20 protein-coding genes and 1 pseudogene are annotated in these 25,232 nt (G+C 68.0%); 10 read left to right on the forward strand and 11 right to left on the reverse strand.

Features of this window, described 5'->3' with window-relative positions:
* The first annotated feature begins 164 nt into the window (after positions 1–164).
* The 3 genes from WI697_RS24570 to WI697_RS24580 all read left to right on the forward strand — a co-directional run bounded on the left by WI697_RS24570 (position 165) and on the right by WI697_RS24580 (position 4,422).
* Positions 165–2,261 (forward strand): NADPH-dependent 2,4-dienoyl-CoA reductase, encoded by a 2,097-nt coding sequence (locus WI697_RS24570; RefSeq protein ID WP_345960283.1) that lies wholly within the window; start codon positions 165–167, stop codon positions 2,259–2,261.
* A 42-nt stretch (positions 2,262–2,303) separates the two neighbouring features.
* Positions 2,304–2,750 carry a nuclear transport factor 2 family protein gene (locus tag WI697_RS24575; protein ID WP_345960284.1) on the forward strand — a complete coding sequence of 149 codons (447 nt, stop codon included), beginning with the start codon at positions 2,304–2,306 and terminating at the stop codon, positions 2,748–2,750.
* A gap of 127 nt (positions 2,751–2,877) precedes the next feature.
* Positions 2,878–4,422 carry an AMP-binding protein gene (locus tag WI697_RS24580; RefSeq protein WP_345960285.1) on the forward strand — a complete coding sequence of 515 codons (1,545 nt, stop codon included), beginning with the start codon at positions 2,878–2,880 and terminating at the stop codon, positions 4,420–4,422.
* Positions 4,423–4,479: 57 nt separating this feature from the next.
* Here WI697_RS24580 and WI697_RS24585 read toward each other — a convergent pair whose 3' ends face one another.
* The gene (locus tag WI697_RS24585; protein ID WP_345960286.1) at positions 4,480–5,010 is read right to left on the reverse strand and encodes a PadR family transcriptional regulator; all 531 of its coding nucleotides are present in this window, start codon (positions 5,008–5,010) and stop codon (positions 4,480–4,482) included.
* Positions 5,011–5,611: 601 nt separating this feature from the next.
* Here WI697_RS24585 and WI697_RS24590 point away from each other — a divergent pair.
* Complete coding sequence (locus WI697_RS24590; RefSeq protein WP_345960287.1) at positions 5,612–6,154, forward strand: GNAT family N-acetyltransferase; 543 nt, start codon at positions 5,612–5,614, stop codon at positions 6,152–6,154.
* A 122-nt stretch (positions 6,155–6,276) separates the two neighbouring features.
* Here WI697_RS24590 and WI697_RS24595 read toward each other — a convergent pair whose 3' ends face one another.
* Together WI697_RS24595 and WI697_RS24600 are read right to left on the reverse strand one after the other, a co-directional pair.
* Positions 6,277–7,179 carry a ParB/RepB/Spo0J family partition protein gene (locus WI697_RS24595; protein WP_345960288.1) on the reverse strand — a complete coding sequence of 301 codons (903 nt, stop codon included), beginning with the start codon at positions 7,177–7,179 and terminating at the stop codon, positions 6,277–6,279.
* Positions 7,179–8,219 (reverse strand): AAA family ATPase, encoded by a 1,041-nt coding sequence (locus WI697_RS24600; protein ID WP_156503299.1) that lies wholly within the window; start codon positions 8,217–8,219, stop codon positions 7,179–7,181. Before WI697_RS24600 ends, WI697_RS24595 begins: the two co-directional genes overlap by 1 nt.
* A gap of 1,166 nt (positions 8,220–9,385) precedes the next feature.
* Here WI697_RS24600 and WI697_RS24605 point away from each other — a divergent pair.
* Positions 9,386–10,363, forward strand: coding sequence for a replication protein RepA (locus WI697_RS24605; RefSeq protein WP_014753345.1), 978 nt, complete (start codon positions 9,386–9,388; stop codon positions 10,361–10,363).
* 99 nt (positions 10,364–10,462) lie between these two features.
* Here the strand turns inward: WI697_RS24605 and WI697_RS24610 are convergent, their stop codons facing one another.
* On the reverse strand, positions 10,463–11,698 hold the full coding sequence (locus WI697_RS24610) for a sensor histidine kinase (protein ID WP_345960289.1): 1,236 nt from the start codon (positions 11,696–11,698) through the stop codon (positions 10,463–10,465).
* A gap of 254 nt (positions 11,699–11,952) precedes the next feature.
* Between WI697_RS24610 and WI697_RS24615 the strand changes: the two genes are divergently transcribed.
* From WI697_RS24615 to WI697_RS24625, 3 genes are all read left to right on the forward strand, one after another.
* The gene (locus WI697_RS24615; RefSeq protein WP_345960290.1) at positions 11,953–12,477 is read left to right on the forward strand and encodes a lasso peptide biosynthesis B2 protein; all 525 of its coding nucleotides are present in this window, start codon (positions 11,953–11,955) and stop codon (positions 12,475–12,477) included.
* A 449-nt stretch (positions 12,478–12,926) separates the two neighbouring features.
* Complete coding sequence (locus WI697_RS24620; RefSeq protein WP_345960291.1) at positions 12,927–14,471, forward strand: 2-isopropylmalate synthase; 1,545 nt, start codon at positions 12,927–12,929, stop codon at positions 14,469–14,471.
* 65 nt (positions 14,472–14,536) lie between these two features.
* Positions 14,537–15,481, forward strand: a complete 945-nt coding sequence (locus WI697_RS24625; RefSeq protein WP_345960292.1) for a ketopantoate reductase family protein — start codon at positions 14,537–14,539, stop codon at positions 15,479–15,481.
* A gap of 146 nt (positions 15,482–15,627) precedes the next feature.
* On the opposite strand, the pseudogene WI697_RS24630 reads toward WI697_RS24625, so the two are convergent.
* Positions 15,628–15,849 (reverse strand): annotated as a pseudogene (locus WI697_RS24630) (SDR family oxidoreductase); the annotation flags it as partial.
* Positions 15,850–15,854: 5 nt separating this feature from the next.
* Positions 15,855–16,757 carry a LysR family transcriptional regulator gene (locus WI697_RS24635; protein WP_345960293.1) on the reverse strand — a complete coding sequence of 301 codons (903 nt, stop codon included), beginning with the start codon at positions 16,755–16,757 and terminating at the stop codon, positions 15,855–15,857.
* A gap of 97 nt (positions 16,758–16,854) precedes the next feature.
* On the opposite strand from WI697_RS24635, the gene WI697_RS24640 reads away from it, so the two are divergent.
* Entirely contained in the window at positions 16,855–17,688 is an 834-nt protein-coding gene (locus WI697_RS24640; protein WP_345960294.1) for an SDR family oxidoreductase, read from the forward strand.
* A gap of 31 nt (positions 17,689–17,719) precedes the next feature.
* Here the strand turns inward: WI697_RS24640 and WI697_RS24645 are convergent, their stop codons facing one another.
* Entirely contained in the window at positions 17,720–18,274 is a 555-nt protein-coding gene (locus WI697_RS24645; protein WP_345960295.1) for a peptide deformylase, read from the reverse strand.
* A 203-nt stretch (positions 18,275–18,477) separates the two neighbouring features.
* On the opposite strand from WI697_RS24645, the gene WI697_RS24650 reads away from it, so the two are divergent.
* A complete protein-coding gene (locus WI697_RS24650; protein WP_345960296.1) occupies positions 18,478–19,368 on the forward strand; it encodes a DMT family transporter in 891 nt (296 codons plus the stop codon).
* On the opposite strand, the gene WI697_RS24655 is transcribed toward WI697_RS24650, so the two are convergent.
* The 4 genes from WI697_RS24655 to WI697_RS24670 form a co-directional block, all read right to left on the reverse strand.
* Positions 19,346–21,421 carry a methyl-accepting chemotaxis protein gene (locus WI697_RS24655; protein WP_345960297.1) on the reverse strand — a complete coding sequence of 692 codons (2,076 nt, stop codon included), beginning with the start codon at positions 21,419–21,421 and terminating at the stop codon, positions 19,346–19,348. The genes WI697_RS24650 and WI697_RS24655 overlap by 23 nt on opposite strands.
* 209 nt (positions 21,422–21,630) lie before the next feature.
* Positions 21,631–22,725: a CaiB/BaiF CoA transferase family protein gene (locus WI697_RS24660; protein WP_345960298.1), complete on the reverse strand. Its 1,095-nt coding sequence runs from the start codon at positions 22,723–22,725 to the stop codon at positions 21,631–21,633.
* Positions 22,722–23,984: a CaiB/BaiF CoA transferase family protein gene (locus tag WI697_RS24665; protein ID WP_345960299.1), complete on the reverse strand. Its 1,263-nt coding sequence runs from the start codon at positions 23,982–23,984 to the stop codon at positions 22,722–22,724. The genes WI697_RS24660 and WI697_RS24665 overlap by 4 nt, the downstream gene beginning before the upstream one ends.
* Positions 23,981–25,150: an acyl-CoA dehydrogenase family protein gene (locus tag WI697_RS24670; RefSeq protein WP_062766371.1), complete on the reverse strand. Its 1,170-nt coding sequence runs from the start codon at positions 25,148–25,150 to the stop codon at positions 23,981–23,983. The genes WI697_RS24665 and WI697_RS24670 overlap by 4 nt, the downstream gene beginning before the upstream one ends.
* Positions 25,151–25,232: the final 82 nt, after the last annotated feature.

A 25,232-nucleotide genomic window follows, 5' to 3' on the forward strand; every position in this document is an offset into this window, starting at 1 on the left:
GCGCAGGTCGACGGAAAGAGCTTTCGCCATACAGGCTGGCCTCCTTCTCCAGCCTCTATCTTGAATCACAACTGACGGCTGAGGGGAATCCCCTGATTCCTATGCTGGGTAATTTGCTCTAGAGTTCATGCAACTGGTTGCATAAAAGCCGGAGCGCGCCGAGGATGACCGACGACCTGCCCACTCCCACCCCACTCTCCCCTGCCCACCTCTCCCCTGCCCCGCCCTCCCCTCCCCTCTCATCCGCTTTCCCGGCCCTCACCCGGCCGCTGGATCTGGGCTTCATGACCCTGCCCAACCGGGTGCTGATGGGCTCGATGCATCTGGGCCTGGAAGAGGCGCCGCAGGGGTTCGAGCGGATGGCCGCCTTCTATGCCGAACGGGCGCGCGGCGAAGTGGGGCTGATCGTGACCGGCGGCATCGCGCCCAATGAACGGGGCCGGCCGCTGCCCGGGGGTGCGATGCTGACCACCACCGACGAGGCCCGCCGCCACCGGATCGTGACCCACGCGGTGCATGCCGAAGGCGGCCGCATCGCCATGCAGATCCTGCATTTCGGCCGCTATGCCTATCATCCGGATCTGGTGGCGCCGAGTGCGGTGCGCGCGCCGATCAACCCTGCCCGCCCCCATGCGCTGACCGGTGCCGAGGTCGAGGAGACGATCGCGGATTTCGTGCGCTGCGCCGCCCTCGCCCGCGAGGCCGGCTATGACGGCGTCGAGATCATGGGATCGGAAGGCTATCTGATCAACGAGTTCATCGCCGCGCGCACCAACCACCGCGACGACGAGTGGGGCGGGCCCTACGAGAACCGGATCCGCTTCCCGGTCGAGATCGTCAGGCGGGTGCGGGAAAAGCTCGGCCCCGACTTCATCATCATCTACCGTCTGTCGATGCTGGATCTGGTAGAGGGCGGATCGACCTTCGAGGAGGTGGCGATCCTGGCCCGCGCCATCGAGGCGGCCGGAGCCACCATCATCAACACCGGCATCGGCTGGCACGAAGCGCGGGTGCCGACCATCGCGACCCGGGTGCCGCGCGGCGCCTTCGCCTGGGTGACGCAGCGGCTGAAGGGCATGGTCGGCCTGCCCCTGGTGGCGACCAACCGAATCAACACGCCGGAGCTGGCCGAACGGCTGCTGGCAGAGGGGGCCTGCGACATGGTGTCGATGGCCCGCCCCTTCCTGGCCGATGCCGATTTCGTGCGCAAGGCCCGCACCGGCCGCGCCGATGAGATCAACACCTGCATCGGCTGCAACCAGGCCTGCCTGGACCATACTTTCGGTGGCAAGATCACCTCCTGCCTGGTCAATCCGCGGGCCTGCAACGAGACTGAGCTGGTGATTGCGCCGACCGCGGCGCCGAAGCGGCTGGCCGTGGTCGGTGCCGGCCCGGCCGGGCTCGCCTTCGCCACCACCGCCGCCGAGCGTGGCCATCAGGTGACGCTGTTCGAGGCCGACGACCAGATCGGCGGCCAGTTCAACCTGGCCAAGACCATCCCGGGCAAGGAGGAGTTCCACGAGACGCTGCGCTATTTCCGCAAGCGGATCGAGGTGACGGGGGTGGCGCTGCGGACCGGCCACCGGGTGACGGCGGAGGAGCTGGCCACCGGCGGTTTCGACGCCGTGATCCTGGCGACCGGCGTGGTGCCGCGCGAGCCCGAGATTGCCGGGCGCGACCATCCGAAGGTGCTGGGCTATCTGGATGTGCTGCGCGACCGCAAGCCGGTGGGGGATCGGGTGGCGATCATCGGCGCCGGCGGCATCGGCTTCGACGTCGCCGAGCTGCTGACCCATGGCGAAACCCACGGACCCGATAGTATTAAAGATTTTTCCCGTGACTGGGGCGTGGACACCAACCCCGCGACGCCGGGCGGGCTGGGCAAGCCGGCCCCCCGCCCCGCCGCACGCCAGGTGCAGCTGCTCCAGCGCAAGGCCGGCCGGCCGGGCGCCGGGCTCGGCAAGACCACCGGCTGGATCCACCGCGCGGCCCTGCAGGCCCGGGGCGTGACCATGACCGGCGGCGTCACCTATGAGCGGATCGACGATGACGGGCTGGTGGTGACAGCGGGCGGCGAGACCCGGGTCATCCCCGCGGACAGCGTGGTGATCTGCGCCGGGCAGGAGCCGGAGCGCAGCCTGGCCGCGGCGCTGGAGGCGGCCGGCTGCACGGTTCATCTGATCGGCGGTGCCGATCTGGCCCTGGAACTCGACGCCAAGCGCGCCATCGACCAGGGCACACGCCTCGCCGCGACATTCTGACGTCAGAACTTCCCCAACAAGACCGATACGAGGAAACGCGCCATGACCGCTCTGCACATCCCCGAAGCCGCCGCCCCCGCCGTCAAAGCCTCGCTTCAGCTCTGGCACCAGATGATGGAGGCCCATGATCTCGGCCGCCTGCGCGAGATCGCCCATCCGGAGGCGGTGTTCCGCTCCCCCATGGCCCATAACGCCTATGCCTCTGCCGATGCGCTGGTGCTGGCGCTGAGCAATGTCATCGAGGTCTTCGAGGATTTTACCTATCACCGCAGCTTCGTGTCGGATGACGGGCTGGATGTGGTGCTGGAATTTTCGGCCACGGTCGACGGCCGCAGCCTGAAGGGCATCGACATGATCCGTTTCGATGCCGACGGGCTGATCCGGGATTTCGAGGTCATGGTCCGGCCGATGAGCGGGTTGCAGGCGCTGGGCGCCCGCATGGCGGCGCGGGTGGGCGGCAGCCTGCCGGCATTCAAGGCCAAGGCCTGATCCGCGGCCCAAACCTGATTCACGGCCCAAACCTGATCCACGGCCTTCCTCGGAGCCACGCATGCCCCCCTTTCATCCTGATTCCAGCGCCTGGCCCCGCCCGTGGTCGGCGCTGGAACCCGCATCCTTGCGCGATTTCCGGCCCGATCCGTCGCCGCCGGGCCTGGATGCCCTGTCGCGCGAGGCCGCGGCGCGCTTCGGCGATACCCAAGCCTTCGCCTTTCCGACCCCTGATGGCCGGCTCCAGAACCTGAGCTTCGCCGAGGTCGATGCCCTCACCGACCGGCTCGCCATGGGGTTCATGCACGTTCTCGGCGTCGCACCCGGTACCGTGGTTGCGATCAGACTGCCCAACTGCCTGCACTATCCGCTGGCGGTGCTTGCCGCCTGGAAGGCCGGTGCCATCGTCTCGAACGTCAATCCGCTCTACACCGCCCGGGAGCTCAATCATCAGCTGGAGGATTGCGGCGCCAGGGTACTGATCACGGCCCCGATCGGCCTGGACCAGCTTGAACAGGCCCTTGCGGATCCGAACCTCAGGGTGGTGATGATCACACCGGGCGAGGCCCTGCCCTTTGCAGAGCTTCTGGCGGGTGATGCCCCACCCTCCCCTCTCCGCCTGCCGCCTCGTACCCGTGATGCCGTGGCCCTCTACCAGTATACCGGCGGCACCACGGGGCGGTCGAAAGGCGCGATCCTGACCGATCGCAATCTGCGCGCGGTGCTGGGCCAGACATGGGCGCATCTGCCGGCCGAAGACGGTGCGCCGCAGCCGGGGGAGACCATCCTGACCCTGCTGCCGATGTACCATATCTTCGCTTTCACCCTGAATTTCCTGCTGTTTTTCCAGGCCGGCGCCCGCAACCTGCTGATCGCCAATCCGCGCCCGCTGGCCACACTGGAGCCGGTGTTCAGGGACCATCGCATCGACTGGACCACCGGGGTCGACACGCTTTTCGCCGGCCTGCTGGCGGAACCGTGGTTCATTGCCAACCCGCCACGGCTGCGCTTCGCCATCTCGGGCGGCACCGCCCTCCGGCCTGGCACCCATACCGCCTGGAGCAGCCGGGTCGGGCCGGTGCTGGAAGGCTATGGGATGACGGAAACCTGCTGCATCATCGCCTGCAACCAGGCCAATCCGGCCCTGGTCCGGCCGGGCACGGTCGGCATCCCGATCCCCGGCTGCGAGGTGCGCCTGGTCGATGACGACGGTCGTCCTACGGCCCCCGGGGTACCGGGGGAGATCCTGGTGGCCGGCGCGCATGTCGTCTCAGGCTATCTCAACGCACCAGCGCAGACCGCAGAGGCCTTCATCGATGGCTGGCTGCGCACCGGCGATATCGGCGTCTGGGAGGACGGGCGGCTCAAAATCGTCGACCGCAAGAAGGACATGATCCTGGTCTCAGGCTTCAATGTCTATCCGAACGAGGTCGAAGCGGTGATCGCCGAGCACCCGGCGGTTGTCGATGTGGCGGTCATCGGCGTCCCCGACGACACCACCGGCGAAGCCCTGCGCGCCTTCGTCTCCGTCAGCCGGGAGATTGAGGCGGCAGAGCTGATCGCCCATTGCCGCAAGGCACTCACCGCCTACAAAGTGCCGAAACAGGTGGTGTTCAGAGAGGCCCTGCCTAAATCCCCGGTGGGCAAAATCCTGCGGGCGGCCCTGCGTTAGAGCCATTTTCCGACACGCCGGCGCCCGGAAACCGGCGGGACGCGCGCTGTCGGCGGGTCAGTCCGCCAACAGAATCTCCAGAGCATCGACACAGAGATCAATCCAGTTGCTCTCGTGCCGGATGCCCGCCTTCAGCACCAGATGGCGAAGGCGGGCATCCCGCGTGGCCGGCGGCGGCGTGAAGTCCCGGGCCTCGATCTCGCGATAGCGGGCCAGCATGTCGCGGTGCCGCTGCAACCGGCTCCGGAGGTCCTCCGCCAGGCTGGTGGTGCCCAGAACCGCGGCAGCGCGCAGCCGCACCATCAACTCATCCCTCAGCGGCCGGGGCTCCGACACCTCATCCACCCAGCGTGCAAGCTCGGCGCGCCCGGCCGGCAGCACCCGGTAGGCCCGCGGCCGGCCGCGGCTCGCCTCGGGTTCCAGCGCCTCGATCAATCCCCCCGCCTCCAGCCGCGAGAGTTCCCGGTAGATCTGCTGATGGCTCGCCTGCCAGAAATAGCCGATCGAGCGGTCGAACCGGCCGGCCAGTTCCGACCCGGAACAGGGCCGCTCCAGCAGCGAGGTAAGCAGGGCATGGGGCAGGGACATCAAGGGCTCGGCTTTTGATGGGCAGCAGGCGCCGCCACTCTCCGGCTCCCGGCCGTCGACGTCAAGACCCGCGACCCTTAACGACGCTCTTCGGCAGCGCTGAACTCGTAACGCCAGGCGCTGAGTTTGATACGGCAGACCGCGGCCTCGATCATTATCGGGCCCTGATGTCCTGTTTCAGGGCGCGGAGATGCCTGGGGCGCACCCCACAGCTCTGTTCGTAAACACGCTTTCAGGCCTTACAGCCCTCTTTCCAACGCTGAACTCGTAACGCCACGCCTCATCGGATGCCATCGGTCATGGTCTGCCCTCGCGGTTCCCTCAGCGCCCCATTCTGACATCAGAACACAGTGCCGCCGTATCGTCTTCAGCGAAGCCCGCGACCATGTGGAAGGGGTCGCTGAAGCTGATACGCCCGGCCCGGTCGTTTATCGGCCCCGCGTTACAAATTCAGCGTGGTCCGCCTCTGCCGCTGATCCCCAGGCAGTTTGACGCAGGAAGCCCAGCCCCGGATGGTTCTATGATGACGGAACGGCCGGGCGATGGCATCGCCCGCCCCTGCCCGGCTTTCAAGATCAGGACGGCGCTGCCGAGGACGGACATGATGACCATCGACCTGCCGGACGGCACCGGGGCCGGCCCCCGGGTGCCGTGCCACCAGCCACCAGCGCCGGCGCTCCGCCGGGCGACGCTTCACGACGCCGCAGCGATCATCGATATCACGACGGCCGCCTACGCCCCCTGGATCCCGGTGATCGGGCGAGAGCCCGGGCCGATGGGTGACGATGTCCCTGCCCTGCTCGCCGATCCCGATGTCGAGGTCTGGCTGGCAGACGCTACCGGTCCGGCGGTCGGAACCGCGTCGGCTCCTGGCGGTCTGGTGATCCTGATGCCGGACACCGACCATCTCCTCTTGCACAGCATCGCAGTGGCGCCCTCGGCCCAGGGCACCGGTCTCGGCGGCCAGCTGCTCGCCTTCACCGAAGCCCGGGCGGCCGAACTGAAGCTCCCGGAGGTCCGGCTCTACACCCATGTGCTGATGGCACGGAATGTCGCGATCTATGCGCGCCACGGCTATGTCGAGACCGGGCGCCGGATCGATAACGGGTTCTCGCGGGTCTTCATGACCAAGCGCATCGGCTGACACAAGGGAGGCATCCACGCGGCCGGTCCAGCCTGATATGAGATCCGGAAGCGCGACACCGGAACGACAAACGGCAGGGCGCGAAGGCCCTGCCGTTTCAACTTCAGCGTCGCCGTTCTGCGTCAGCTTCCGCTGAGCAGGGCCTCGATATGATGCCGGACGATTTCGAGACGCTCACGCTCGGCGGCGCTCAGGGGCGTGCCACGATGGGCGGCGGCTTCAAGCGCAAGCGCCAGACGATCGAGCTGCCGCAGCGACAGCTTGCCCGGCGCCGTGCGCGTGGCAGCCGTTTCAACTTCAGCGTCGTGCTCGGGCAGCCTCGGGGGTTTGCCACTATCCTCGGCCCGAGCGGCGCGGAGGGCGCGGACCGTCAGCTTGCCCTCGAAGGCGAGGGCGACCAGGCGGTCGCGAACGGCCGGGGTCTCGATGCGGGCCAGCTCGACCAGCACATTCTTGGGCAGGGTCAGTTCTGACGTCAGAACCGCATCAAGCAGATCATCCGGCAAGGTGAGGATCCGGAGCACGCCGCTGATCTCGCTCTTGGCCTTGCCCAGAACGCCGGCGGCCTCGGCCTGGCTCCAGCCGCGGCCTTCGATCAGGCGGGCGAGCCCGCGTGCCTCGTCCACCGGCGACAGGTCAACGCGCTGCAGGTTTTCGATCAGCGCCGCGATCTCGGGATCGGCATCGTGCTCGATGGCAAGCAGCGTGGGCCATCCGTTCAGCCGTGCAGCACGGTAGCGCCGCTCACCGGCGACGATGACGTAGTGGCGCCGGTCGGCCGGATCGCGCCGCACCAGGATCGGCTGCAGCTGGCCGTGCTCTTCCATGGTGCGGGCCAGCTCGGCGATCGCCTCGTCGTCGATATGCTTGCGCGGCTGATCCGGGTCGGGGCTGATCTTGTCGATCGCCACTTCGAACGTGTGCTTGAACCGGCTGTTCTCGGTAACCAGCGTATCGGAGGCATCGGCGATCATCTCGCGCACGGCGCCGAGAATGGGGGAGGGGGCCTTGCGTCGCGGAGCCATCAGACCTCGTCCTCATCAATGCCGGCATAGCTGACATCGACATCAGCGCGGGGCAGGGGGGTGTCGCCGATGATGCCGGCGGCCAGTCGCAGATAGACCGAAGGTGCGGCACTCGACGGCGAGGCTTCAAGGGCGATGCGGCCATTGCGGGCGGCATGGCCAAAGACGGCGCTGTTCGGCACCGGCTCCAGCACCGGCGCGATATCGCCCATCGCCTGGACCAGATGGGCCAGCACTTCGCGGTCGACCGATTTCCGCCGCCCATACTGGGTGGGCAGGATACCGGCCAGCCGGAGGGCCGGGTTCAGTCGCCGCTGCACCTTGTTGATGGTGCCGAGAATAAGGCCCACACCCATGGTGTCGTAGGGTTCGGTGCGCACCGGGATCATCACGTCGTCGGCGGCCGCCAGCGACATCCAGGTCAGCATGCCCAGATTGGGCGGGGCATCGATGACGATGAAGTCATAGCGGTCGCGCACCTGCTCCAGCGCTTCGCGCAGGGTGATGTCGAAGCCGGGTTCGCGCCGGCCATCGGTCTCGGCCAGATCGATATGGCTGGCGGCAAGATCACAGAGCGGCGCCCGGTCGGGTATGATCTCTTCGCCGGCTTTGATGATGACCTCGGCGATCGGCACATCGCCCAGGATCACCTGCGCCATGGTCCGGCGCTGGCGATAGGCTTCGACGGCACCATCAGCCAGAAGGGCAACGGTGGCGGTGGCCTGGGGGTCCATATCGACCAGCAGCACCCGGTGATCCCCCCGGCTGAGGGCATAGGCCAGGTTCAGCGCGCTGGTGGTCTTGCCCACCCCGCCCTTCTGATTGGCGAAAACAATCGTCCGCGCCTCGCGCCCCTTGCCTTCGACCAGGCGGTTCAGCGCCATCGAGACATCCGCCGGGATCGGATCGCGGCCGTTTTCCCAGCGCGAAATCTTGGGCTTGTCATAGCTGCGGCCAAGCATCTGGTTCAGGGCTTCCTTCAGGTCGGCCTGGCTGAAGCGCAGCTGCTGGCGAAGTTCGCGCATACGTTCGCCGTTCATCGGGACAGCCTCATAAGGGGAGCCTTTCCGGATCGGATGATGGCCAGCCGGCGGGCGGCTGGAGCGTGACGGGATGGAAGCCGGTCTCGAGGGGGCGCGGTCCCCGTTACCGTTCGGCTGACAGCATCGCACGCCGCCATCAACGCATCAATCACGAAGTTGATGGTTGACCTGATTCCTGATGTGGCCGCGCACATCGGTCGCAGGCCGGGCGTTACCAATTCAGCGTCGGACTCCGACAATCTGGCCGTTGCCTGAAGATCGGGCGGCGGGCGTTTCAAAATCAGCGAGAGCTGTGCCAAAAGAGCCGGAGTCCCGCAGAATTCCGTGACTCCGGACGCTGAACTCGTAACGCTTCGGCTGCCGGCAGCAGGGGAGGGGAGGGGACCGGGCGTTACCAATTCAGCGTGAAGATGACGGCGTCACGACCTGATACCGCGTATCGACTTCAGCGTCGAAATCGGCGACCGGCTGTGGACGAAACCCGGTACCCGACTGCCGGGTGATGCCTTGAAGGGGGAGGGGAGGGGTTGATGCAGGTCTCCCGTTTTGGCCGGCATCACAGACCCTTGTCCCAGGTCGTTGAGATGGGGCGGGAGGCGCCTGGACGCTGATGGCATGTACCATGCTGTGTCACCCTATCGGTAAGAAAGATCTATAGGGGACTCTCTATAGGAAGGGGTATCGAGTTCAGCGTGGATAACCGGGGCAGGTGATTCGAGTTCAGCGCGGAGCGGGGCCCGCGACGTATCGAGATCAGCGCCGATGCGTTGCGTTTTCAGCGAAAGCCGGCCAACAGACCCCCGAACGTTACGAGTTCAGCGTGGAAAACCGAGGATATCCGCCATCTGTGGGGTAGCGACTGGCCGGGAACGGCAGGTGGGGCGGCGATGCGGCAACAACGCTGAACTTGAAACGGCGGTCATCCCCGCGTCATCATCCGACGGCAGGGCGCGGCAGCATCGCTGAACTTGTAACGGATTCGTGGTGCGGCGCCGTTGCGGGGGCCTGACGGACTTCCGTCCGGCGGCCCGTCCTGTGTAAAGTCGGATCGTGACGGATCAGGCATGAACGGGTCGCCCCTTCGGCAGGGGCCGGCCGAAACCATGCGCGGGGCACGACCATGTGAGGAGCATGGCGCCCGGCGCGTGAGCCCGGAGGTCGATATGGCGGACGTGCATCAGCAGCTCATGCTTCACGGCCTTGAACAGGTCATGGCGACGGCGGATTCTGCCGCCGAGCGGCGGCGGGTGCGCTGGGCCCACGAGATGATGTCGCTCGAGAACGAGACGATCAATTATCTCCATTCGGGTTTCGCCCAGGCGGCGCTGCCGCATCGTGAGCCGAAGAATCCGCTGGAGCCCTGGGTCCGCCGCAACGGCGCCTATCAGCTGATCATCCGCCCCGGCATCCTGCCGCTCAAGGACAAGATCGTCGACATCGGGGTGCCCTATGGCACCAAGGCGCGGCTGATCATGATCTATTTCCAGACCGAGGCGGTGCGCAGCCAGAGCCAGGTGGTCGATCTGGGGCCGACCATGGCCAGCTGGCTGCGCAAGATGGGTCTGTCGACCTCGGGCGGTCCGCGCGGTTCCTATGCGCCGGTTCGCGAGCAGGCGCTGCGCATCGCCCGGTGTGAGTTCACCATGCGCTTCGAACGCGGCAGCGCCGAGGCGCGGCTGGCCGATCAGCGCATCGTCGACGGCATGGATCTGTGGCGCGACGACAGCGATGCCGAGGACCTGTTCCGCACCGGCGGTGAATGGGTGCGGCATGTGAAGCTCTCCGAAGCCTTTTTCGAGCATCTGATGGAACACTCGGTGCCGCTGTCGGAAGAGGCGATCGCCCGGCTGAAGCATTCGAGCCTCGCCCTCGATCTCTATGTCTGGCTGACCTATCGGCTGCATGCGCTGAAGCGCGAGATCACCGTGCCCTGGCATGCGCTGTCGGATCATTTCGGCAGCGAGAGCGGCCACCGGGTTCTGGCCTTCCGCCTGAAGGAAGTGCTGAAGGACGTGCTCGCCGTCTATCCGGAAGCCAATGTGGAGGCGTCCGGCCGCGGCCTGGTGCTGAAGCCTTCGAAGCCGTCGGTGGCGGTGTCGAGCGTGGCGGTCAAACTGCCGAGCCGCCTGAAGCGCGCCTGAACTGGCGCCACCGATCCACGCGGCGCCAAAGATCCCGCAGCCTGCGTCACCACGCGCCGCGACGGTTCTGACATCTGAACATCACCGCCGCCCGGCTGCTCAGGTCTCGAGGCCGGGCAGGGCAATCTGAATCCGGGTGAGCATGTCGCCGGGGCTGACGGTCATCCGGCCGCCATGCCGCTCGATCGCTTCCGCCACCAGCGGCAGATTGACCCCCGTGCTGTCCGCCTGACGGATCGAGGGATCGACGTCATGGGCATCGGCCGTCGCCATGGTGTCGGCGCGGAGCATGACCGTAAGCCGTCCATCGGTTTCCACGTCGATATGCCCGGATCCGTCCTCTCGGGTTTTCGCCCGCAGCCGGATACCGCCGCCGGCGCGGCAGGCATGCAGGGCGTCGTCGAGCAGGCGCAGCATGGCCTGTTTCAGAATTGCGCCATCGGCGCGCAGGGGCGGCATGCCGGCGGGCATATCCACCTGCAGGGACAGACCGGCCCGTTCGGCGCGCTGACGAATGATGTCGAGCGGGGCATGGAGCAGGGCGGCCAGGTCCTGCAGGGCAGGCGCGATGGGCTGGGCATGGCCTTCGACCCGGGCGAGGTCGAGCAGGTCGTCGACCAGCCGTAACATCTCGCGGCCGCTGATATGAATGTCGTCGACATAGCGAAGATAGTGATCCATCGCCTGCGGCCCCAGGGCGCGCGTCCGGATCAGCTCTGAGAAGCCGATGATCGCGTTGAGCGGCGTGCGCAATTCATGGCTCATCCGCGCCAGGAACAGACGCCTTGCCGCCGCCACCGTCTCGGCCAGACGGTCGACATCGGCATCGATATGCGCCATGGCCGCGCGCCGGACCATTTCGGCGTCATGGCGGCGATACTGGCCGACAACATCGTCCAGCGCCGGGGCGATGTCCGACCAGGCGGTCAGGGCCCGGGTGCGGCCGGCGGCATCAGGCATGCCCGACCAGCCGAGCACGACGCGCAGATCACCGGAATCAAGCACCAGAACCACGTCGACCATGGCGGCCGGCAGGCCCAGCGCCGCCGGGCGGATATTGGTGCCGATCGCCACCGGTCGGGCGCCGGCATTGGGCGCCACCCAGTCCGGCAGCTGAAAGATCGGCGCCGGGATGCCCGGGATCGGCACCGCCTTGCCCAGCCGCCGGACCGACCCATCGGCCTGCATCAGCAGAAGGACGGCCTGTTCCGCACCCGACAGGGCGGCAAGGCTTCGCAAAAGACCGTTCACGGCATGAGCCGTCGGCCTTCCCATCGGCAGGGCCGGATCCGGGCTATCGCGGTCGGTGGCTGCGTCGGTCATGGTCGTGGTCATCTGGCTGCTTCATCATTTATCTAAAATACACCCGAAACACAGTATACATTTAGGGTGTATTCAAGTAATTGCCGATTTGCGACAGAAATCGCGCATGCGTGCAAAATACGCCGAAAGTCTGCTCTTGTCTTCCTTCAAGTTGTCGACACCCTTCTCCGGCGGACCCGGCGGGTTCGCGCGCGGCTTGGCGTGGTTCCGGCCTGCCGCTATGATGTCCGCATCCGTTCCACGTCTGCTTCCGGTGCCCCGTCCGCATGACCACAGAGCCCGCCGCCCCGGCCGCCCCGGCCACCCGACCGCCGCGGCCCCGCGGAGATATCTGGATCCAGCGTCTGCTGTTGATCGAAGCGGCCTTTTGCCTGGCGCTGGCGGTGACGTCGGTGAAGCTGATCCCGTTTCGCCGGCTGGCGGCCTGGTCGTCGCGCCGGCCCGAGGGCGCCCGGCTGATGCCGCCCGACACCACCGATCTGGAGGTGCTGCGGGCGGATGCGGACTGGCGCCAGTCCTGGCGCATCGGCCGGCTGGTGGCGGTCGCGGCGCGCAAGGTGCCGTTCAAGGCGGTCTGCCTGCCTCAGGCGCTTGCCGGGCAGAGCATGCTCAGGCGTCGCGGCGTGCCGGTGGAGATCGTCTACGGTGTGAAGCGTGATACCGAAACCGGCGGCATCGCCGCCCATGCCTGGCTGGAATATCGCGGCCGGGGGTTTCTGGGCCACGAGGTGGCGCCGGATCACACGGAAATCGCCCGCTTTCCCTCAGACCGCGCCCGAGGCCCGGAATGACCACGGCCGCCTTTCGTCAGGGGCATTGACGGATGACTTGACATGCGGTTGCACCGGCGGCCATGCTGCACAGATGACGACCGCATCCTTCGCAGCCCTGCTGCCGGCCAACCTGCTTCGACTTCGCCGCCCGGCCTCCTGAGAGGTCGGGTGATCCGGCATGTCTGCCGGCCGAAGTGATCCAGCATCTGTCCGTCGTCTGAAGTCATCTCCCCCATGTGTACCGCCATATCCAGACCACCGGCCCGTGCCGGTGGCGCCTTGCGACCTCGTCTCCACTCTCTGCATGTCAATGTCCGGGACTATCTGGCCCGGTTCGATCTCGCACGTCGACTTAGCGCCGGCGGCCGGCGCAGCTGACGCCGATCGCCCGCATCCGAATGACGGCTGTCTCCGGCGGCCCAGGGCCCGCCGTACCCATATGTCGTGCAGAGACGAGAGCTTTCTTCATGTTGACCGCCCCGCAGACGAAATACCGCCCCGCCGCCACCATGCCCGACATGGCCGATCGGCAATGGCCCTCGCGCAGCATCACCCAGGCGCCGCGCTGGCTGTCCACCGACCTCCGCGACGGCAATCAGGCGCTGATGAACCCCATGGACGTCCCGGCGAAGCTGAAGCTGTTCCGGCATCTGGTCGCGATCGGCTTCAAGGAGATCGAGGTGGCGTTTCCGGCGGCCTCGGACACCGATTTCCGCTTCGTCCGGACGCTGATCGACGAGCGGCTGATCCCCGACGACGTCACCATTCAGGTGCTGACCCAGTCGCGCCCCGATCTGATCGCCCGCAGCTTCGACGCGCTGGAGGGCGTACCGCGGGCCTGCGTGCATCTCTACAACGCCATCGCGCCGGAATTCCGGCGGATGGTGTTCAATGGCGGCCGGGCCGAGGTCAAGGCGCTGGCGGTGGAAGGCACGCGGCAGATCCTGGCCGAAATGGCGCGCCGGCCGGGCACGCGGTGGACATATCAGTACTCGCCCGAAACCTTCAGTGCCACCGAGCCCGATTTCGCGATCGAGGTCTGTGCCGCGGTGATCGATCTGGTCCGGCCGACGCCCGAGGCAAAGATGATCATCAACCTGCCGGCCACGGTCGAGGTCTCGACCCCCAATATCTATGCCGACCGGATCGAGCATGTCTGCCGCACCATCCCCCGGCGGGATGCGGTGGTGATCAGCGTGCATCCGCATAACGATCGCGGCACCGGCGTCGCCGCGGCCGAACTGGCGGTGATGGCCGGCGCGGAGCGGGTGGAGGGCTGCCTGTTCGGCAATGGCGAACGCACCGGCAATGTCGATCTGGTGACGCTCGCGCTCAACCTCTACACCCAGGGCGTGGCGCCGGGGCTGGATTTCTCGGACATCGATGCCAGCGTGCGTGCGGCGACCGAGGCGACCGGCCTGCCGGTCCATCCTCGCCACCCCTATGCCGGCGACCTGGTCTTCACCGCCTTTTCGGGCTCGCATCAGGATGCCATCCGCAAGGGCTTCGCCGATTGGGAGCGGCGCAATACCGGCATCTGGGATCTGCCCTATCTGCCGATCGACCCGGCGGATCTGGGCCGGTCTTACGAGGCGGTGATCCGGGTGAACGGCCAGTCGGGCAAGGCCGGCGCCAGCTGGGTGCTGCAGCACACCCAGGGGCTGGAGCTGCCGCGCTTCGTGCAGATCGATTTCGCCCGCCGCCTGCAGCAGCTGGCCGACGAGACCGGCCGCGAACTCGCCGCCGCCGAAATCTGGGCCGCCTTCACGGATGCCTATATGGCGGGTGCCGGCCGTGCCATGCCCGACCGGCCCGATGCCGCCTGGACGGTGATGCGCGGCGAGGCCCATACCCGGCGCATCGACGGTGCGGCGGCGGGGGTCGCCGCCTATGTCGAAATCGGTGACGAGGCGGGGGCGAGGGCGATCGGGGTCGGCTTCGGCCGCGATCGCAGCGAGGCTGAAGCCCGGGCGGAATGTGCCGCGGCGGCGAAGGCCCGCATGGTCTGCTGAGCGGGTCGCCAGAGGTGCCGGACTGTGGCAGGATGCGGCACCTCTGGTTACTCGGGAGAGTGGAAATGCGCGTCATGATCATGGGGGCCGGCGGACTCGGCGGCTATCTCGCCGCCTGCCTTGCCCGGGCGGGGGCCGATGTCTCGGTTGTCGGGCGCGGCGCCCATCTCCAGGCCATGGCGCGCGACGGCCTGACCCTGGTCTCGGGCGGTGGAAAGGAAAGGGTCGCGGTGCGCGCCGCTGCCGATCCGCAGGCGGCGGGGCCGGCCGATCTGATCATCCTGGCGGTGAAGCTGTATGACGTGGAAGCGGCGGTTGCGGCCGTAGCACCCATGCTGGCCGAGGGCGGCGTGCTGGTGACGGTTCAGAACGGTGTCGACGCCCCGGCGATGGCGGCCCGGATCCTGGGGCCGGAGCGGGTGGCGGCGGCTGCCGCCTATGTCTCGGCCCGGATCGAGACGCCCGGGGTCGTGCTGCACACCGGCGCACATGCACGGCTGGATCTGGGCAGCCGGGCCGCACCGCCGGCGGTGATGGCGGCCATTGCCGATCTCGGCCGCCGCGCCGGGCTCGACGTGGTGGAGGCCCCGGATATCGAGACGGCACTCTGGGAGAAATTCACCTTCTTCTCGGCATCGAGCGGGGTGACCGCACTGACCCGCCTGCCGCTGGGGCCGCTGCGCGACGACCCGCTGACCGCCGGCCTGCTGACCCGGGCGATCGCCGAGGCGGCGGCGGTGGCGCGCGCATTGGGGGTGGCGGTGCCGGATGATCTGGAGGCCCGTACCGCCGCGGTCATGGCCGGCAAGTCACCGGCGCTGAAGCCGTCGCTGCTGGTGGATCTGGAGCGCGGCCGCCGGCTGGAAGTGGACTGGATTGCGGGCACCATCCACCGCGCCGGCCTTGCGACCGGCATCGATACCCCCGTCCAGTCCTGCATCTATGCCGCGCTTAAGCCTTTTTCTGGTGGTGGGCTGCCCGGCGAAAAAGCGCCGCCGGCGTCCAGTTGAGGCTGGTGCCCGGAAAATGGCCGTCCCCGGCCAGGCCGCTTTCGATCCGGTCCAGGGCGCCGGAAACGGCGCGATCGAGAATGGCCAGGCCGCGGCGCAGCCCGTCTTCCACGATGGTCAGTGGTGCCACAAGATGTTTTGCCGGTTCAGGCGTTGTATCCGCCGTCCACCGTCATGGCCGAGCCGGTCATGAAGCCGGCCGACGGTCCGGCCAGGAAGGTGACCGCGGCGGCGATGTCTTCCGGCCGGCCATAGCGGCCGAGCGGCGTGTGCGGGATGATCATCTGCGCCATCTCGCCATCGGCGGGGTTCATGTCGGTATCGATCGGGCCCGGCTGGACCAGATTGACGGTGATGCCCTGTGGCCCCGGCCTCAACGCCCTGTGTTGTCGGCGCTTTTCATCACATCGATAAACGCCCGAAGCGTCGCCGGCATGTGCCGGTTGCGGGGGTAGTAGAGCGCGAGACCGGGTATCGGTGGGCACCAGGGGTCGAGGACGGTCACCAGCTGCCCCGACGCCAGACGGGCCCGGGCGACGGGTTCCGGGACATAGGCAATGCCGTGTCCGGCCGCCGCGGCCTGTACCAGAAGATCGTTGTCGTCGAGGGTGAGGGTGCCCGGGACGTCGATGGTGACCTCGGCTCCGTGTCTTGAGAACTCCCACCGATAGCGCTTTCCGCTCGGCAGGCGCTGGCGGATGCAGGCATGGGCCTGAAGGTCGTCGGGGGTTTGGGGCGGTTCGCAGTTCTGGAGATAGGACGGGGCTGCAACCGCGATGAAGCGGATGTCGCCGCCGAATTTCACCGCGACCATGTCCCGCGGCACGGCTTCGAAAAGGCGCACGCCGGCATCGAACCCGTGCTCGACGATGTCGATCAGCCGGCCCTCGGAGACCAGATCAAGCTCGACCTCGGGATGCAGATCGAGGAAACGCGGGACGACCTGGTTCAGAAGGAATTCAGCGCCGCTCTTGTTGGCATTGATCCGCAGCAGGCCCCGCGGCGCCCCGCGCGCATCCGAGAGGGCATCGAGGGCCTGGTCGAGATCCTGAAGAACCGGATCGAGCCGTTCGAGGAGCTGCGCGCCGGCCGGGGTCAGCGACACGCTGCGCGTGGTGCGGTTGAGCAGGCGGATGCCCAGCTTCCGCTCCAGCCCGGTGATGGTGTGGCTGAGCGCCGAACGCGACACCCCCATGGCGTCGGCGGCCTTGCGAAAGCTGTGGTGGCCGGCCACGGCCGCGAAGGCGGCGAGGTCGTTCAGGCTGGGGCGCGTCATATGTGAAATTTCCTCACCAGGTCATCCCATCCTGGAAATCTTATCTCACCAATAAGCCCGATCTACCTTGGAGATGACCACCAGAAAGGTAATCCTCATGACGAAAACATGGGTCATCACCGGGGCATCCTCAGGGCTCGGCCTCGACATGGCGCGGCAGCTTCTTGCAAAAGGCGACAGTGTCGTCGCCACCACGCGCCGGGCGGATCCGCTGTCGGATTTGCAGCGGCAGTATGGGGACCGTCTCGACGTCGTTCGGCTCGATCTGACCGAGGTGTCGGAGATCTACGGCACCATCGACGATGCGTTCCGCCGGCATCCGCGGATCGATGTCGTCGTCAGCAATGCGGCCTATGGTCTGTTCGGCGCCGCCGAAGAGCTGACGACCGCGCAGATCGACCTGCAGATCGCCACCAACCTCGCCGGATCGATCCACCTGATCCGCGCCGCCCTGCCGCATCTCCGTCGCCAGGGCGGCGGGCGCATCCTGCGGGTCTCGTCTGAAGGCGGGCAGATCGCCTATCCCTGCTTCAGCCTCTATCACGCCACCAAATGGGGTATCGAAGGGTTCATCGAATCGGTCGCCCAGGAAGTGAAGCCCTTCGGGATCGATGTCATCATCGCGGAACCCGGCCCCACGGCGACGAATTTCGGGGCGAACCTCGTGCGCGCCGATGCACTGGATGTCTATGAGCAGACATCCGCCGGCGATGTGCGGCGCGCGATCGGCGATGGCAGTTTCGTGGTGAAGGGCGATGCGGCCCGAACCGTGGCTGCGATGATCGCTGCGGCCGAAAGTGCCGCCCCGCCGCTGCGGCTGACCCTGGGCAGCACGGCCTATGCCTCGGTCTCGGCGGCGCTTTCGGCGCGCCTGGCCGCTCTTGCCGCCCAGAAGGAGGTGGCGGAGTCGGCCGATCGTCCGGATCTCTGACGGGTGGCGGCGGCGGCCCGATCCCTCGCCGTCACCGGCTGCTCGCCTTCCTCATCTTTTCATAGCGCTTGTGCAGCCGGTCGCGGCGGAGCCTGGACAGGCGGCGGGTCCAGAAGATGCCGTCCAGCTGGTCGATTTCGTGCTGCAGGCAGATGGCGAGCAGGCCATCGGCCTCGGCCTCGTGTGCAGCACCTGTCAGGTCCTGCCAGGTGAGGCGGATGCGCGCCGGGCGTTCCACCTCTTCGCTGACGCCGGGCATGGAGATGCTGCCTTCTTCGTGGATCACGGTGTCGTCCGACGACCAGGTGATGCGCGGGTTGACATAGATGCGCACGTCTTCCGGGTGGTCGGCTGCCGGATCGCCGGCTTCCGCGTCCCCGGCTTCCGTGTCATTGGGCAATTCGATCACCACCAGGCGGTGCGGAAGGCCCAGATGCGGCGCGGTGATGCCGATGCCGGGGGCGTCGCGCATCGTGTCCAGCAGGTCGTCGGCCAGTGCGGCGAGGGCGGCATCGAAGCTGGTGACCTCGGCCGCGGGCGAGGTGAGGCGCGGGTCGGGAAACATCACGATCGGGCGGACAGGCATCGGGGGCTCCTGAGACCGGAAGGGCGGACGGCGTGGCCAGGATGTGCCACGATGGCGGCCGCATCGCAAGCCGGCATCCCCGCAGCCTGCCCCCGCTTCGGGCCCCGGTGCAACCATATGGGAGGGTCGCCGATGTTGAATGCCGTGCTCTGCCATGATCGAGGTATATCGGCAGGATCCCGGCCGACGCCGGGCGTGCTGCCATGATCGCGGGCGATCGCCCCCGCATCATCGGCTGGACGGTGGTGGCGATGATCGCCTTCGCGGCCAATTCGGTACTGTGCCGCTGGGCGCTGGACCGGACCGCGATCGATCCCGCCGCCTTCACCGGCATCCGGCTGGCCGCGGGCGCGGTGATGCTGTGGCTTTGTCTCCGAGCAGGCCGGCGGACCGGCGGGGGCGTCTGGCGCGGATCCTGGCCCGGATCCTGGTCAGGATCCTGGGCAGGGGCCGCGGCGCTGTCGGCCTATGCGGCGGCCTTCTCTTTCGCCTATGTCGGCCTGCCCGCCGCTTCAGGCGCGCTGCTGCTGTTCGGGGCGGTGCAGGTGACGATGATCGCGGCCGGGCTGATCCGCGGCGAGCGGCTGCGGCCGCTGCAATGGCTGGGGATCGCGCTGGCCGCGGGCGGGCTGGTGGCGCTGCTTGCCCCCGGGGCGCAGATATCGCAGGCGCCCGATCCGATTGCGGCGGTGCTGATGCTGGCGAGCGGCGCCGCCTGGGGCGCCTATTCGCTGATCGGCCGGCGGAGCCGCGATCCGCTGGCGACCACCGCCGGCAATTTCATGCGCAGCCTGCCGCTGGCGGTGCTGCTGCTGGTGCCGGCGCTGCTGCGGATGGAGATCGATCTGCAGGGCGTGGCGCTTGCGGTCGCCTCGGGTGCCGTTGCCTCGGGCCTCGGCTATGCCGTCTGGTATGCGGTGCTGCCGGCGCTGGGCGCCGCACAAGCGGCCTCGGTCCAGCTGTCGGTGCCGGTGATCGCGGCGCTCGGCGGCACGGTGCTGCTGGGCGAGGCGATCACCTGGCATCTGGTCGTGGTGTCGGTCGCGGTGCTGGGGGGGATCGCGCTGGTGATCAGGCCTGCTGCACGCGGCTGAGGAAGTCGCCCACCGCCCGTTGCAGCACCTCCTGTTCGTGGACCACCTCTTCGACCGAGCCGGTGACCTCGGTCGCGGCCCGGCCGGTTTCGCCGCTCGACCGGGCGACCTCGGCGATGATGTCCTGAACCTCGCCGGTGGCGGTCGCCACCTGCTGGACCGAGCCCGAGATTTCGCCGGTGGCGGCACCCTGTTCCTCCACCGCGGCGGCGATGGCGGCACTGTCCTGGTTGACCCTGCGGATCGCGGCCTGGACCTGATCCATCGACCCGGCGGCCTCGCCGGTGCGGCGCTGGATGTCGGCAACCAGCGCCGTGATTTCCTCGGTCGCCTTCGATGTCTGGTTGGCGAGGTTCTTCACCTCCGAGGCGACGACCGCGAAGCCCTTGCCGGCCTCTCCGGCACGGGCCGCCTCGATCGTGGCGTTGAGCGCCAGAAGATTGGTCTGGGCGGCGATGTCGGTGATCAGCCCGACGACGTCGCCGATCCGCCGCGCCGCTTCGACCAGCGCATCGAAGCTGCGACCGGTGGCCGCCACCTGATCCACCGCCTCTCGTGCACCGGTGGCGCTGGCCTGGACGCGGGCGCTGATTTCCGAGATCGAGGCCGCGAGTTCCTCGGTGGCCGCCGCCACGGTCTGCACGCTGGAGGCCGCCTCGGCGGTGGCCCCGGCGCCGGTGGTGGCACGTTCGCTGGCGGCATCGGCCAGCGCACGCATATGGCTGGCGGTGTTCCTGAGCGTGCGGCCGGCATGGCTGATGCCGGCGAGTGCCGCGGTCACCTCTCCCTCGAAACTGCGGCTGAGATCGCGGATGGTTTCGGCGCGGGCGATATCGCGGGCCCGGGCGGCGGCGGCTTCGGCTTCCAGCCGCTCGGCCTCGCGGGCGCTGACCCGCAGATCTTCGAGCGCGATGGCGAGCCGGCCGATTTCGTCGGGATGGCGCGGCGCGGGGACCGGGGTTTCGAAATCGCGCCCGCCCAGCCGGCCGACCGCGGTCATCAGGGTCGACATCGGCCGACGGAAGCGGCGGGCGATCACCACCAGGCCCAGAACCGACAGCGCGAGCGCGAGCGCCAGCCCGGCCAGGGTGAGGCCGAGATTACGGGTGGCGACCGACTGCCGGTCTTCCGCCAGCCGGACCGCTTCGTCGAGGGCTGCGGTGCTGATCGCCAGAATGGCGTCGAAGGGGCCGTTGCACATCGCCGTGTAGGCCCGTGCCTCCATGGCCGCCGTGCCGCTGCCGTCGAGGCCGGCGATCAGGGCATCCATGCGCGCCTGGGTGTCGGTCACCTGGCCGCGCGCGGTCCCCACCCGGGCGACGACCGCCGCGGGGGCGCCGGGGCGGGCGATCAGGGCATCGATGCCGGCAAGTGCGGCCCGCCAGCCGCCGATGCCGGCGGCCCAGGTGGTGCGGGTTTCGGGCGGGATCGGCGTGCTGGTGGCGACCAGCGGGCGGAGGAGAGAGCATTGGCCGCCGAACTGGTCACGCAGCTGCCAGGCGAAGCGGCGGATCTGGACCAGCTCGGCGATCGCCGGATCGGTCATGCGCAGCTCGTCGCCGATCAGGTCGGACAGGGCGAGCATGGCATTGACGCTGGCATAGACGCTCTCGCGCCAGGGGGAGCTGTCCGACAGCTGGCGCTGATCCCGCGGCCGGGCGGCAAGGGTATCGATGGTGGTCCGCTTCGCCTGCATCGCGGCAATGGCGGCGGTGACGGCCTCGGTGCCGCGGCGGGCCTCGTCCCCGGTCATCCGCCGGGCGAAATCGACGGCGCCGGCCGCCGCGGCATCGGCCTTGTCGCGGACCCGGGAGATCGTGGTCTGGGGGGCGTCTTCGGTGAGCAGGGCGGTCTGGACGGCGGCGATCTGTGCGCGGGTGTCGATCACGCCGGCGAACAGTGCCCGGTCGGTGCGGGCGGCATCCACCACCCGTTCGGCCGCGGCCCGATCCCACCAGGCATTGGTTGCCAGGATCAAGGCGGCCGCCAGCAGGCCGGCCAGCATGGCGAGCTGGATGGTGGTCAACAGCCCCGAAATCGATGTCTTGAACATCCCGCATCCCCCGCCCGGCGCCGCCTGGTTGTGTTTCTGCGGCCGTAGCTGAGTTTAGGAAGCAGGTGGTTACGTGGGTGTTAATGGTGTCGTGCCATGAAACCCTGACGGAAAGGCAGCCCGGGCGGCGGCGCGACGCTCTCAACACGCCGCCGTCCGGGCTGTAACACGCAGCCGGACCCGGACCGGCTGCGCGCGACCGGGGCCGGTCAGCGCGGGGGGAGGGGCTCCCGCGCCGGGACCCTGGTGTCGATACGGCCGGGCTCGTCCAGGAAGCGGATCGGCGTGCCGACATGGAGATTGCCCTCGGCATCGCGGATCAGCATCTCGCGGGCCTGAACCTGCGGTCGGGCGAAGGCCTCGGCCAGGTCGAGCAGGGGGGCGAAACACACGTCGCGGCCTTCGAACCAGGCCTCCCAATCGGCCCGGCTGCGGGTGCGGAAAACACCGCGCAGGAATGCCGTGGTCTCGGCATGGGCGGGGCCGGGCGGGCTGGAGGCGGCGGGGATCAGATCCTCGCGGCCGAGCGCCTTGAGCAGGGTTTCGACGAATTTATGCTCGCTGCCGCCCAGCACGATATGGTGACCGTCGGCGGTCTCGTAGATCTGATAGAACGAGCCGCCGCCCCATTGGCGCTGCTCCTTCACCACCGGCGGCCGACCGGTGGCGAACAGATCGCCGGTGGCATTGGGCAGCCAGGCCATGGTCGCATCCAGCATCGCGATATCGATATAGTCGCCGCGCCCGGTGGTCGTCCGCCGTAGCAGCGCCATCAGCACGCCGGCCAGGCCCAGCAGGGCCGCATTGGCATCGGCGACGGGGATATGCGGATGGGTGGGCTTGCCGTCCTGACCCAGATTGAGGCTGAGCACGCCGGCCAGCGCCTCGACCGCGATGTCATGGGCCGGGCGGTCGCGATCGGGCCCGGTCTGGCCGAAGGCCGAGATCGCGCAATAGACGATGCGCGGGTTGATCGCCCTCACCGTCTCGTAATCGATGCCGAGACGGGCGGCGACGCCGGGGCGGAAGGCCTCGACCATCACATCGGCCTCGGCCAGCATTTCGAACAGCCGCGCCTTGTCGTCGGGATGTTTGAGGTCGAGCGTGACGCAGCGCTTGCCGCGATGGGTGTTGCGGAACCAGACGCTGGTGCCGCCGGCCTTGGCGCCGATGTCGCGGGTCGGCTCCCCCGACGGCGGCTCGACCTTGATCACCTCGGCACCGTGATCGGCCATCACCATGGTGAGATACGGGCCGGGCAGGAACAGCGACAGGTCGACGACCTTAATGCCCTGAAGCTTCATGCCACGGCCCCTTCGGCACGCAGGGCGGCGATCGCGGCCGGATCGTAGCCAAGTTCGCCCAGCAGCGCATCGGTATCGGCACCGAGCCCGGGGCCGGGCTTTGCCTTCATCACCGCCCCATCCAGCCGGATGGGGTTGGAGAGCACCCGCATGCCCGGCTTTGCCGGATGGTCGACATTCTGGATGCCGCCGCGTTCGGCCAGGAACGGGTTGTCCAGCGCCTGGGCGAGGGAGAGCACCGGTGCCGCCGGCAGCCGGCCCGCGAAGGCGGCCACCCAGTCGGCCATGGTCCGGGTGGCGAAAACCGGATCCAGGATGGCGGCGAGGGCATCGCGGTTGCGGAAACGCGACGGCACGTCGGCGAAGCGCGGATCGGCGGCAAGATCGGGCAGGCCTGTGATCTCGCAGAGTGCGCGCCAGAATTTGGGCAGCATGCACATCACATAGATCGCCCCATCTGCCACCGGGAACTGCTCGCAGGGCACGACCGCGGGATGGCCGCCGCGCGGCCGCCGTTCGGTGGTGGTGCCCTCGTTCAGATACCAGATCGCCGGATAGGTCAGCTGGTGCACCGCGACATCGTAGAGGGTGACGTCGACATCGCGGCCGCGGCCGGTGCGCATGGCACCGAACAGGGCCGAGGTCAGCGCGAAGGCGGTGGTCAGCCCGGTCAGATAGTCGACCACCGACAGCCCCATCCGCGTGCCGCCGCCGTCCGGGTCGCCGGTCAGCGCAATGAAGCCGGCTTCGGCCTGCATCAGATAGTCATAGGCCGGCCAGGCCGCGCGCGGGCCGCTGCGGCCATAGCCCGACAGATGGGCGCAGACGATCGACGGCTTGACCGCCTTCAGCGCCTGATGGGTGATGCCGAGCTTGTCGGGCTGGTCGCCACGCAGATTGTTCATCACCGCATCGGCGGTTCCGACCAGCTTTTCGAACACCGCGCGGCCGGCGGGCGATTTGAGGTCGAGCGCGATGCTGCGCTTGCCCAGGTTGAAGGTCTGAAAGAACTGGCTGTCGTTCTCGCCCAGGAAATGCGGGCCGCTCTGGCGGGCGCTGTCGCCGCCCTTCTGCGTGCCTGAAGGCGTGGGCTCGATCTTGATGACCTCGGCGCCCATGTCGGAAAGATAGAGGCTGGCGAAGGGGCCGGCCCCGTACTGCTCGATCGCCAGCACCCGGATGCCGGCCAGCGGACGATCATCGTCCGCGGCCGGGCCGGTCGGGGTGGCGGCGGTGGGGATGTCGCCGCCGATGGTCATGCCGGGTTCCGCGCGATCAGCTGCTTGGCGATGATCATGCGCTGGATCTCGTTGGTGCCCTCGCCGATGCACATCAGCGGCGCGTCGCGGAAATAACGCTCGACGTCGTATTCCTTGGAATAGCCATAGCCGCCATGGATGCGCATCGCTTCCAGGCTGTTGGCGACCGCGGCCTCCGAGGCGAAATATTTGGCCATGCCGGCTTCCATGTCGCAGCGCTCGCCGCGGTCATAGGCGCGGGCGGCGTCATAGGTCAGCAGCCGTGCCGCCTGCAGACGGGTCGCCATCTCGCCCAGCTTCAGCTGGATTGCCTGATGCTCGGCGATCGGCTTGCCGAAGGTCTTGCGGATCTGGGCATAGCGCACCGAATCCTTCAGCGAGGCCGAGGCGAGGCCGCAGCCGCGGGCGGCGATGTTGATCCGGCCAAGCTCCAGCCCGCCCAGCGCCGCCTGCATGCCCTGGCCTTCCACACCGCCGATCAGCCGGTCGGCCGGGATGCGGTAGTCCTCGAAGACCAGTTCGGCCGAATCGATGCCCTTGTAGCCCAGCTTTTCCAGCTTCTTCGACACCGTGAAGCCGGGGCCCTTCTCGGCGATGAACATCGACATGCCCTTGTGGCGCGGGTTCGCCTCGGGGTCGGTCTTGACCAGCAGCGCGAAGCATGAACCTTCGATGCCGTTGGTGATCCAGGTCTTGGTACCGTTGACGATATAGTGGTCGCCATCGCGCCGCGCCCGGGTGCGGATGCCCTGAAGATCGGTGCCGGCATCGGGCTCGGTGAGCGCCAGGCCGCCGCGCAGGTCGCCGGTGGCGAATTTCGGCAGGTAATACGCCTTCTGTTCGGGCGTGCCCTGGCGGGCGACGCAGGCCGACATGATCAGATGGCTGTTGATGATGCCCGACAGCGACATCCAGGTCTCGGCGATGGTCTCGACGATCTTCGCATAGGTCGTCGCGTTCAGGCCCAGCCCGCCATATTCGACCGGAATGGTGGCGCCGAACAGGCCCAGCTCCTTCATCTGGGCGACGATTTCGTGCGGGTACTCATCGGCATGATCGAGCTTCAGCACATGGGGCCGCACATCGCGGGCGAGCCACTTGTCGATCGTGGCGAGGATCTCGCCGTCCTCGGTGTCGGCGGCAGCGGCGGTGGTCTGGTCAACCATGTCTCGGGTCTTTCGAAGGGCGCCTGAAGCGGCAGGGGGGTGGCGCCGGAGGAGGCGCCAAGGGTGCAACCTTAAATGTCCG

The sequence above is a fragment of the Tistrella mobilis genome, from assembly GCF_039634785.1.
Taxonomy (GTDB): domain Bacteria; phylum Pseudomonadota; class Alphaproteobacteria; order Tistrellales; family Tistrellaceae; genus Tistrella; species Tistrella mobilis.

Bases quoted from the DNA above. Each gene is read 5' to 3' on its own strand.
- WI697_RS24620 (WP_345960291.1), top strand. From the start codon at position 12,927: ATGTTGACCGCCCCGCAGACGAAATACCGCCCCGCCGCCACCATGCCC.
- WI697_RS24640 (WP_345960294.1), top strand. From the start codon at position 16,855: ATGACGAAAACATGGGTCATCACCGGGGCATCCTCAGGGCTCGGCCTC.
- WI697_RS24660 (WP_345960298.1), bottom strand. From the start codon at position 22,725: ATGAAGCTTCAGGGCATTAAGGTCGTCGACCTGTCGCTGTTCCTGCCC.
- WI697_RS24615 (WP_345960290.1), top strand. From the start codon at position 11,953: ATGACCACAGAGCCCGCCGCCCCGGCCGCCCCGGCCACCCGACCGCCG.
- WI697_RS24650 (WP_345960296.1), top strand. From the start codon at position 18,478: ATGATCGCGGGCGATCGCCCCCGCATCATCGGCTGGACGGTGGTGGCG.
- WI697_RS24585 (WP_345960286.1), bottom strand. From the start codon at position 5,010: ATGTCCCTGCCCCATGCCCTGCTTACCTCGCTGCTGGAGCGGCCCTGT.
- WI697_RS24635 (WP_345960293.1), bottom strand. From the start codon at position 16,757: ATGACGCGCCCCAGCCTGAACGACCTCGCCGCCTTCGCGGCCGTGGCC.
- WI697_RS24590 (WP_345960287.1), top strand. From the start codon at position 5,612: ATGATGACCATCGACCTGCCGGACGGCACCGGGGCCGGCCCCCGGGTG.
- WI697_RS24665 (WP_345960299.1), bottom strand. From the start codon at position 23,984: ATGACCATCGGCGGCGACATCCCCACCGCCGCCACCCCGACCGGCCCG.
- WI697_RS24610 (WP_345960289.1), bottom strand. From the start codon at position 11,698: ATGACCACGACCATGACCGACGCAGCCACCGACCGCGATAGCCCGGAT.
- WI697_RS24625 (WP_345960292.1), top strand. From the start codon at position 14,537: ATGCGCGTCATGATCATGGGGGCCGGCGGACTCGGCGGCTATCTCGCC.
- WI697_RS24655 (WP_345960297.1), bottom strand. From the start codon at position 21,421: ATGTTCAAGACATCGATTTCGGGGCTGTTGACCACCATCCAGCTCGCC.
- WI697_RS24600 (WP_156503299.1), bottom strand. From the start codon at position 8,219: ATGAACGGCGAACGTATGCGCGAACTTCGCCAGCAGCTGCGCTTCAGC.
- WI697_RS24575 (WP_345960284.1), top strand. From the start codon at position 2,304: ATGACCGCTCTGCACATCCCCGAAGCCGCCGCCCCCGCCGTCAAAGCC.
- WI697_RS24595 (WP_345960288.1), bottom strand. From the start codon at position 7,179: ATGGCTCCGCGACGCAAGGCCCCCTCCCCCATTCTCGGCGCCGTGCGC.
- WI697_RS24645 (WP_345960295.1), bottom strand. From the start codon at position 18,274: ATGCCTGTCCGCCCGATCGTGATGTTTCCCGACCCGCGCCTCACCTCG.
- WI697_RS24670 (WP_062766371.1), bottom strand. From the start codon at position 25,150: ATGGTTGACCAGACCACCGCCGCTGCCGCCGACACCGAGGACGGCGAG.
- WI697_RS24605 (WP_014753345.1), top strand. From the start codon at position 9,386: ATGGCGGACGTGCATCAGCAGCTCATGCTTCACGGCCTTGAACAGGTC.
- WI697_RS24570 (WP_345960283.1), top strand. From the start codon at position 165: ATGACCGACGACCTGCCCACTCCCACCCCACTCTCCCCTGCCCACCTC.